General features: G+C 72.3%; 9 protein-coding genes and 2 pseudogenes. 2 read left to right on the top strand and 9 right to left on the bottom strand.

What is annotated here, in order from left to right; all coding sequences use genetic code 11:
• Nucleotides 1–90: 90 nt before the first annotated feature.
• The 9 genes and pseudogenes from ACFW2E_RS27070 to hisD all read right to left on the bottom strand — a co-directional run bounded on the left by ACFW2E_RS27070 (nt 91) and on the right by hisD (nt 6,075).
• Nucleotides 91–465, bottom strand: coding sequence for a hypothetical protein (locus ACFW2E_RS27070; protein WP_384469674.1), 375 nt, complete (start codon nt 463–465; stop codon nt 91–93).
• A 115-nt stretch (nt 466–580) separates the two neighbouring features.
• Nucleotides 581–1,084: pseudogene (gene hisF, locus ACFW2E_RS27065) on the bottom strand (imidazole glycerol phosphate synthase subunit HisF); the annotation flags it as partial.
• 20 nt (nt 1,085–1,104) lie between these two features.
• Nucleotides 1,105–1,500: a RidA family protein gene (locus tag ACFW2E_RS27060; RefSeq protein WP_384469673.1), complete on the bottom strand. Its 396-nt coding sequence runs from the start codon at nt 1,498–1,500 to the stop codon at nt 1,105–1,107.
• 16 nt (nt 1,501–1,516) lie between these two features.
• Complete coding sequence (gene priA / locus ACFW2E_RS27055) at nt 1,517–2,239, bottom strand: bifunctional 1-(5-phosphoribosyl)-5-((5-phosphoribosylamino)methylideneamino)imidazole-4-carboxamide isomerase/phosphoribosylanthranilate isomerase PriA (RefSeq protein WP_384469672.1); 723 nt, start codon at nt 2,237–2,239, stop codon at nt 1,517–1,519.
• A complete protein-coding gene (hisH, locus tag ACFW2E_RS27050) occupies nt 2,236–2,889 on the bottom strand; it encodes an imidazole glycerol phosphate synthase subunit HisH (RefSeq protein ID WP_384469671.1) in 654 nt (217 codons plus the stop codon). Before hisH ends, priA begins: the two co-directional genes overlap by 4 nt.
• The gene (locus ACFW2E_RS27045; RefSeq protein WP_316753704.1) at nt 2,886–3,050 is read right to left on the bottom strand and encodes a hypothetical protein; all 165 of its coding nucleotides are present in this window, start codon (nt 3,048–3,050) and stop codon (nt 2,886–2,888) included. The genes hisH and ACFW2E_RS27045 overlap by 4 nt, the downstream gene beginning before the upstream one ends.
• A gap of 3 nt (nt 3,051–3,053) precedes the next feature.
• The gene (hisB, locus tag ACFW2E_RS27040) at nt 3,054–3,647 is read right to left on the bottom strand and encodes an imidazoleglycerol-phosphate dehydratase HisB (protein WP_384469670.1); all 594 of its coding nucleotides are present in this window, start codon (nt 3,645–3,647) and stop codon (nt 3,054–3,056) included.
• On the bottom strand, nt 3,644–4,753 hold the full coding sequence (locus tag ACFW2E_RS27035) for a histidinol-phosphate transaminase (protein ID WP_384469669.1): 1,110 nt from the start codon (nt 4,751–4,753) through the stop codon (nt 3,644–3,646). Before ACFW2E_RS27035 ends, hisB begins: the two co-directional genes overlap by 4 nt.
• Nucleotides 4,750–6,075, bottom strand: coding sequence for a histidinol dehydrogenase (hisD, locus tag ACFW2E_RS27030; RefSeq protein WP_384469668.1), 1,326 nt, complete (start codon nt 6,073–6,075; stop codon nt 4,750–4,752). The genes ACFW2E_RS27035 and hisD overlap by 4 nt, the downstream gene beginning before the upstream one ends.
• A 175-nt stretch (nt 6,076–6,250) precedes the next feature.
• On the opposite strand from hisD, the gene ACFW2E_RS27025 reads away from it, so the two are divergent.
• A complete protein-coding gene (locus ACFW2E_RS27025) occupies nt 6,251–7,828 on the top strand; it encodes an oxidoreductase (RefSeq protein ID WP_384469667.1) in 1,578 nt (525 codons plus the stop codon).
• A 178-nt stretch (nt 7,829–8,006) separates the two neighbouring features.
• Nucleotides 8,007–8,440: pseudogene (locus ACFW2E_RS27020) on the top strand (hypothetical protein); the annotation flags it as partial.

The raw sequence follows: 8,440 nt of genomic DNA, 5'->3' as shown, positions 1-8,440 counted from the left end.
TGTGTCTGTCACGGCGGGGGCTCTCGGGGGGGGGGGGGGGGCGCTGACCCCCGGGGCCCACGGCCCCGCCGCGGCCGCAGACGGCCGCGCTCACGACGGCCCCGGGCCCCACGTCCCGATCGCCGCCGCCGTGTACGGCATGCCCAGCGGAGCCAGACCGAGGCCGACCAGACCGGGGACGGCGGTCACCCGGCCCGGGTACGCCGCGTCCGCCTGGGTCCGGAGCAGGGCTGCGCACATGGCTCCGCTGAGACCCGCGCACAGCCCGACAAGAGACGCGCACAGCCCGACGAGCGGGGCCGCCCCGCCGGCGGCCACGAGGCTCGGTGCGAAGGCGAGGGCGCCGATCGGGACCGAGCCCGCGAGGATCGCCACGCCGGCGACCGGTCCCGCGCGCGGGAGACGCCCCCGGACGGTCAGCAGCGGGGAGACGGCCCCGGCGCCGAGGCCGAACCCGGCGAGCACCCCCCCCAATCCAAAGGCGCCCCGGCCGCGCCGGTCGGTGGCCGCGGATGCAGGTGAGTCCGGCCCCGAGGTCCCGCAGGGGCCGGGCGCCGCCACCCTGTCGTCCGCCGGCAGCTCCCGCGCCCAGCTCCGCGGCCCGGTGCGCCCATTCGACGGCGTCGATGCCGGTGCCCTTGCGGCCGCCGTGCGTCGTCACCTCGAAGAAGCCGGACCCGCTCCGGCGGGCGTCCACCGACAGCACCAGCACCTGCCGGCCGAACCGCTCGGCGATCTCGCGGATGAGGTCGGGTCGGGCGATGGCGGCCGTGTTCACGCCCACCTTGTCCGCGCCCGCCCGCAGCAGCTTGTCCACGTCCTCGGCCGTACGGACCCCGCCGCCGACGGTCAGCGGGATGAACACCTGCTCGGCGGTGCGGCGCACCACGTCGTAGGTCGTCTCACGGTTGCCCGAGGACGCGGTGATGTCCAGGAACGTCAGCTCGTCGGCGCCTTCGGCGTCGTACACCTTGGCCATCTCGACGGGGTCGCCCGCGTCGCGCAAATTCTGGAAGTTGACGCCCTTGACGACCCGGCCGTTGTCCACGTCCAGGCAGGGGATGACTCGGACCGCCAGGGTCATGACTCCACGGCTCCTCTGATTCAGCTCTGGCCCCGGAAGGCCTCCAGTTCGACTTCGACCAGGATGCGCGGGTCGACGAAGCCCTCCACGACCAGCAGGGTCGAGGCGGGGCGCACCGCGTCGAAGAGTTCCTTGTGCGCCCGGCCCACGGCGTCCATGTCGCGCGCGTGGGTCAGGTACATCCGCGTCCGGATGACGGACTCGACGCCGAGCCCGAACTCACCGATCGCCTCGACCGCGCTCGTGAACGCGGCCTTGGCCTGTTCGTACGGGTCGCCCTCCCCGTACAGCACCCGGCCCTTGAAGGCCGTCGTGCCCGCCACCAGCACCCGGTCACCCGCCGCCACGGCGCGTGCGAACCCGAAACTCTCTTCCCAGGGACTTTCGCTCTGCACGCGCCGTACGGCATCGCTCATGACACTGTGTCCGATTTCAAGACGTAGCCTCCAAGGCCTCTTCCAGGGTGAACGCCTTCGCGTACAGGGCCTTCCCGACGATGGAGCCCTCGACACCGAGGGGTACCAGCTCGGCGATGGCACGGAGGTCGTCCAGCGACGACACGCCGCCGGAGGCCACCACCGGACGGTCCGTCGCCGCGCAGACGTTCCTCAGCAGCTCCAGGTTCGGACCCTGCAGGGTGCCGTCCTTGGCGATGTCGGTGACGACGTACCGCGCGCAGCCCTCCTTGTTGAGGCGCTCCAGCGTCTCGTAGAGGTCGCCGCCGTCGCGGGTCCAGCCGCGGCCACGCAGGGTCGTGCCGCGGACGTCGAGGCCGACGGCGATCTTGTCACCGTGCTCGGCGATGACCTTGGCGACCCACTCCGGGGTCTCCAGGGCGGCGGTGCCCAGGTTCACCCGGGTGCAGCCGGTGGCGAGCGCGGCGGCGAGGGTGTCGTCGTCGCGGATGCCGCCGGACAGCTCGACCTTGATGTCCATCGCCCTCGTGACCTCGGCGATCAGCGCGCGGTTGTCACCGGTGCCGAACGCGGCGTCCAGGTCGACGAGGTGCAGCCACTCGGCGCCGGAACGCTGCCAGGCGAGGGCGGCCTCCAGGGGGGAGCCGTAGGAGGTCTCGGTTCCGGACTCGCCGTGCACGAGGCGGACGGCCTGGCCGTCGCGGACGTCGACGGCGGGGAGGAGTTCGAGCTTGCTCACAGTGTTCCGATCCAGTTGGTGAGGAGCTGGGCTCCGGCGTCGCCGGACTTCTCGGGGTGGAACTGCGTGGCCCACAGGGCGCCGTTCTCCACGGCCGCGACGAAGGGCTTGCCGTGGGTCGCCCAGGTCACCCTGGGGGCGTGCAGGGCCGGGTTGTGCGTCTCCAGGGTCCAGTCGTGGACGGCGTAGGAGTGCACGAAGTAGAAGCGCGCGTCCGTGTCCAGGCCGGCGAACAGCTCCGAGCCGGCCGGCACCTCCACGGTGTTCCAGCCCATGTGCGGCACGACGTCGGCCTGGAGCGGCTCGACCGAGCCGGGCCACTCGTCGAGGCCCTCGGTCTCGACGCCGTGCTCGATGCCACGGGCGAACAGGATCTGCATGCCGACACAGATCCCCATCACCGGCCGCCCGCCGGCCAGCCGGCGGTCGATGATCCAGTCCCCGCGCGCCTCGCGCAGGCCCCGCATGCAGGCGGCGAAGGCGCCGACGCCGGGGACCAGCAGCCCGTCCGCGTTCATGGCCTTGTCGAAGTCACGGGTGATCTCGACGTCGGCGCCCGTGCGCGCGAGGGCGCGCTCGGCGGAACGCACGTTCCCGAAGCCGTAGTCGAAGACGACGACCTTCTTCGGGCTCTTGGGGGAAGCGCTCAATTCCACACCTCCAGCCTCAGGACACCCGCCACCAGACACATGGCCGCGCCGATCGAGAGCAGCACGATCAGGCTCGTGGGCATCTTCTGCTTGACGAAGGAGATGATGCCGCCGACGAGGAAGAGGCCGACGACGATCAGGACGGTGGACAGACCGTTCATGGCTTACAGCGCACCCTTCGTGGAGGGGAGGATGCCGGCCGCGCGCGGGTCGCGCTCGCTGGCGTAGCGCAGCGCCCGCGCCAGGGCCTTGAACTGGCACTCCACGATGTGGTGCGCGTTGCGCCCGTAGGGCACGTGCACGTGCAGCGCTATCTGCGCCTGGGCCACGAAGGACTCCAGGATGTGCCGGGTCATCGTGGTGTCGTACTCGCCGATCATCGGCGCCATGTTCTCGGGCTCGGTGTGCACCAGGTACGGGCGGCCCGACAGGTCGACGGTCACCTGGGCGAGGGACTCGTCCAGCGGGACCGTGCAGTTGCCGAAGCGGTAGATGCCCACCTTGTCGCCGAGGGCCTGCTTGAAGGCGGCGCCCAGCGCGAGGGCGGTGTCCTCGATGGTGTGGTGGGAGTCGATGTGCAGGTCGCCGTCGGTCTTCACGGTCAGGTCGAACAGACCGTGCCGGCCGAGCTGGTCGAGCATGTGGTCGTAGAAGCCGACGCCGGTCGCGATGTCGGTCTTCCCGCTGCCGTCGAGGTCGATCTCGACCAGGACGGACGTCTCCTTGGTGGTGCGCTCCACGCGTCCGACGCGGGTCATGCGTTCTGCTCCTTCTTCAGTTCACGTACCGCGTCGAGGAACGCGTCGTTCTCCTGTGGGGTTCCGGCGGACACCCGCAGCCAGCCCGGTACGCCGTTGTCCCGGACCAGGACACCCCGGTCGAGGATCTTCCGCCAGGCCTCGTGGGCATCGGCGAAGCGCCCGAACTGCACGAAGTTCGCGTCGGACTCGACGACGTCGTAACCGATCGCCCTCAGCTCGCCCACCAGCCGGTCCCGCTCCGCCTTCAGCTGCTCGACGTACTTCAGCAGCGTGCCGGTGTGTTCCAGGGCGGCCAGCGCGGTCGCCTGGGTGACGGCGGACAGGTGGTACGGCAGCCGTACGAGCTGTACGGCGTCCACGACCGCCGGGTGCGCGGCGAGGTACCCGAGCCGCAGGCCCGCCGCCCCGAACGCCTTGGACATGGTCCGCGAGACGACGAGATTCGGCCGACCTTCGAGCAGCGGCAGCAGCGAGTCGCCGTGGCTGAACTCGATGTAGGCCTCGTCCACGATCACCATCGACGGCTTGGCCGCCTGCGCCGCCTCGTACAGGGCGAGCACCGTAGCGGGCGGGACCGCGTTGCCCGTGGGGTTGTTGGGGGTGGTGATGAAGACGACGTCCGGCCGGTGCTCGGCGACGGCCCGCTCGGCGGCCGCCAGGTCGATGGTGAAGTCCTCGTTGCGGGGCCCGGAGATCCAGCCGGTCCCCGTGCCGCGCGCGATGAGCGAGTGCATCGAGTACGACGGCTCGAAGCCGATCGCGGTGCGGCCCGGCCCGCCGAAGGTCTGGAGCAGTTGCTGGATGACCTCGTTGGAGCCGTTGGCGGCCCAGACGTTCGCCATGCCGAGGTGGTACTTGCCGGTCTTCGTCAGGTACTTGGCCAGCTCGGTGCGCAGCTGGACCGCGTCCCGGTCGGGGTAGCGGTTCAGATCCCGGGCGGCCTCGCGCACCCGCTCCGCGATCCGCTCGACCAGCGGCTCGGGCAGGGGGTACGGGTTCTCGTTCGTGTTCAGCCGTACGGGGACGTCCAACTGGGGCGCGCCATAGGGGGACTTGCCCCGCAGCTCGTCCCGTACGGGAAGATCGTCGATTCCGAAGCTCACTTGCTCTCAGGCACCTTCCACCCGAACCTTGCCTTGATCGCCGCGCCGTGCGCGGGCAGGTCCTCCGCCTCCGCCAGCGTCACCACGTGGTGCGCGACCTCGGCCAGCGCGTCCTTCGTGTAGTCGACGATGTGGATGCCGCGCAGGAAGGACTGGACGGACAGTCCGGACGAGTGGCAGGCGCAGCCGCCGGTGGGCAGGACGTGGTTGGAGCCGGCCGCGTAGTCGCCCAGCGAGACCGGGGCCCAGGGGCCGATGAAGATCGCGCCCGCGTTCCTGACCCGGTCGGCGACGGCCGCCGCGTCCGTCGTCTGGATCTCCAGGTGCTCGGCGCCGTACGCGTCGACCACCCTGAGGCCCTCGTCGACGCCGTCGACCAGCACGATGGCGGACTGCCTGCCGCGCAGTGCCGGGACGATCCGGTCGTCGATGTGCTTGGTGGCCGCGACCTGCGGCTCCAGCTCCTTCTCCACCGCGTCGGCCAGCGCGACCGAGTCGGTGACCAGGACCGCGGCGGCGAGCGGGTCGTGCTCGGCCTGGCTGATCAGGTCGGCGGCGATGTGCACCGGGTCGGCGGTGTCGTCCGCGAGCACGGCGATCTCGGTCGGACCGGCCTCCGCGTCGATGCCGATCCTGCCGGTGAAGAAGCGTTTGGCGGCGGCGACCCAGATGTTGCCGGGGCCGGTGACCATGTTGGCCGGGGCGCAGGACTCGGTGCCGTAGGCGAACATCGCCACGGCGGTGGCGCCGCCCGCCGCGTACACCTCGTCGACGCCGAGCAGCGCGCACGCCGCGAGGATCGTCGGGTGCGGCAGGCCGCCGAACTCCGCCTGGGCCGGTGAGGCCAGCGCCACGGACCCGACGCCCGCCTCCTGCGCCGGCACCACGTTCATGATCACGGAGGAGGGGTAGACGGAACGGCCGCCGGGCGCGTACAGACCGACGCGCTCCACCGGCACCCACTTCTCGGTCACCGAGCCGCCGGGCACGACCTGGGTCGTGTGCGTCGTACGGCGCTGGGCGCGGTGCACGAGCCGGGCCCGGCGGATGGACTCCTCCAGGGCCGCCCGCACGGCCGGGTCGAGGGACTCCAGCGCGTCGGCGAGCGCCTGCGTGGGGACCCGTACGGATTCGAGCCGTACGCCGTCGAACCTCTCCGCGAAGTCGATCAGCGCCGCGTCGCCCCGATGATGCACGGCTTCGCAGATCGGACGCACCTTCTCCAGGGCGGCCTGAACGTCGAAGTCGGCTCGGGGCAGCAGGTCGCGCAGGGCGGGGCCCTCGGGAAGGGCGTCGCCGCGCAGATCGATTCGGGAGATCACAGGCTCAATTCTCTCAGACCGGGGTCGGACGGCGTCCGCGCGTATCAATGGCTGATACAGAACGTGGCCGGAACCCGGAAGATCGCCTTCACGTCTAGTGTTCCGGGCGTCACTCAGCGGGCATGAACGGTCGTACGAATGCGACTCGCGAGTAGTTGAGGAAGAAGGAAAAGGCGTGACCGAGGGTGCCGGCCTGCGCGCCGGGGACCTGCCGGACGACCTGACCGCGGCCGAGGCCGGCATGTGGCAGGCCTTCCGCAACGGCAGTGTGTACGACCTGAGCAGCGGGGACGCCGTCGTGGACGATCCGCACGGCGGGCACCCCTGGGGGCCCGAGCGGACGGTCCGGGCGCGCACAGTGGCCTGGCTGCTGCTCGACGGGCCGCCCGCGCTCGCGGGCCGGGTCTCCTCCCTGAAGCTGGCCGGTGTGCGGATCACCGGCACCCTGGATCTGGCGGGTGGCACGGTCACGCCGTACCTGGAGCTGCGGGACTGCCGCTTCGACCGCGAGGTCCTGCTGCCGGAGGCCCGCTTCACCACCGCCCGGTTCGTGAACTGCTCGGTGCCCCGTCTGGAGGCCGCCCGGGTGCACACCGAGGGTGACCTCCACCTGCCGCGCTGCCGTTTCCGCGGCGGCGTCCGGCTGACCGACGCGCACATCGGCACGGATCTGCTGCTCAACCAGGCGGTCGTGCACCGGGACCGCAGCGGCCGTTCGATCGCCGGGGACGGCATGACGGTCGGGCAGGACTTACAGGCGGAGCTCCTGGAGTCGCACGGCGAGCTGAGCCTGCGGGGCGCCAAGGTCGGCGTCTCACTGAGCCTGCGCGGGGCCCGGCTGCTCAACCCGTACGCGCGGCTCGCCCTGAACGCGCCCCAGCTGACCGTCGGGCGCACGCTGTACCTCACCCCGGCCGGTGTGGGCAGCGCGCTGCTGAGCGGCACGACCCCCGCGCGCGGGACGCGGATCCAGCGCTTCGAGTGCCAGGGCGGGGTGCGGCTGGACGACGGGCGGTTCGGCGACGCGGTCGACATGGAGCGGGCGCGGTTCGCCTTCACCGACGACCAGGAACTGTCACTGCGCCGGGCGCAGACGCCGGAGCTGCGCTTCCTCGGGGACCGGCCGCCGCGCGGGAAGGTGGTGCTGTCGGGTGCGCGGACCGTCAACCTCGTGGACCGGGCGGGCAGCTGGCCGGAGCCGGGCAACCTGCACATGGGCGGCTTCGTGTACGAGAGCCTGGTGCCGCAGGGCCCGTTCCCGCTGAACCGGCGGCTGGAGTGGGTGGCGGCGGCGACCGCCGAGTACAACCCGGAGCCGTACGAGCGGCTGGCCGCCGTGCTGCGGGGGGCCGGGGAGGACGAGGACGCCCGGGAGGTGCTGCTCGCCAAGCAGCGCAGGCGCCGCGAGACCCTGCCGCTGGCCGCCAAGCTGTGGGGGTACGCGCAGGACTGGACGGTGGCCTACGGGTACCGGCCGGGCCGGGCCGCGGTGTGGATGGCGGTGCTGTGGGCGGCGGGCACGCTCGCCTTCGTGCACGCCGGCCATCCGCCGATGAATCCGGGCGGGCACCCGGTCTGGAACCCGGCGCTGTTCACCCTCGACCTGCTGCTGCCCGTCATAGACCTGGGTCAGGTGGGCCAGTGGCAGCTGCGCGGCGGCTGGCAGTGGCTGTCCGCGGCGATGATCCTGCTGGGCTGGATCCTGGCGACGACGGTGGCGGCGGGGGCGACACGGCTGCTGAGGCGCGGATAGAAGGCTTCTGAGGCCGGCGGGGCCGGGCGGGGCCGGGCGGGGCCGGCGGGATTCGGCCGCCTGGCAGGTACCCGACAGCAGGTCAATGGCCATCCTTTACCCGGCCTTGACCGCCGCGCGTACAACTTTCCTCCGGTTGGGCACACCCCCTGGCGCGTCCCCGACCTGCGGACTTTCAATGGTCGACACCATGGCTCTGCTCCCCGCTCTCATCCGCCCCACCCGGATGAAAAGGATCACCTCACGCCCGGCCGGACCGCCGGCCGATGACGAGGTACTGCTCGACGCCCCCGACGACCGTCTCGGACCCGCCCTCGTCGCGGCCGGGCGCGGCGAGTCCGGGGCCGCCGCCGAGCTGCTGGCCGCCACCCGCGCGGCCGCCGAGTGGGAGAACCGCGACCGGTACGCACGGCGCCTGGCCGCCTTCGCCCGCTCGCGAGCCGAGTGGTTCCTGGCATGGCGCGCGGCCGCCCCGCACGACCGCGACGGGCTGCTGGTCGCGGCCCAGCTGGCGGTCGACCACCCCCGCGCGGCCGCCGCCCCCGCCCCCGGGCGCGCCCGACCGGGCCCGCCCCCACCCCCGCCGCGCGGTCAGCACCGAGTCGCGCGGGG

Origin of the sequence: Streptomyces sp. NPDC058964 (genome assembly GCF_042741275.1) — a bacterium.
GTDB lineage: Bacteria > Actinomycetota > Actinomycetes > Streptomycetales > Streptomycetaceae > Streptomyces.
This window is presented reverse-complemented; position numbering and strand designations above follow the sequence as displayed.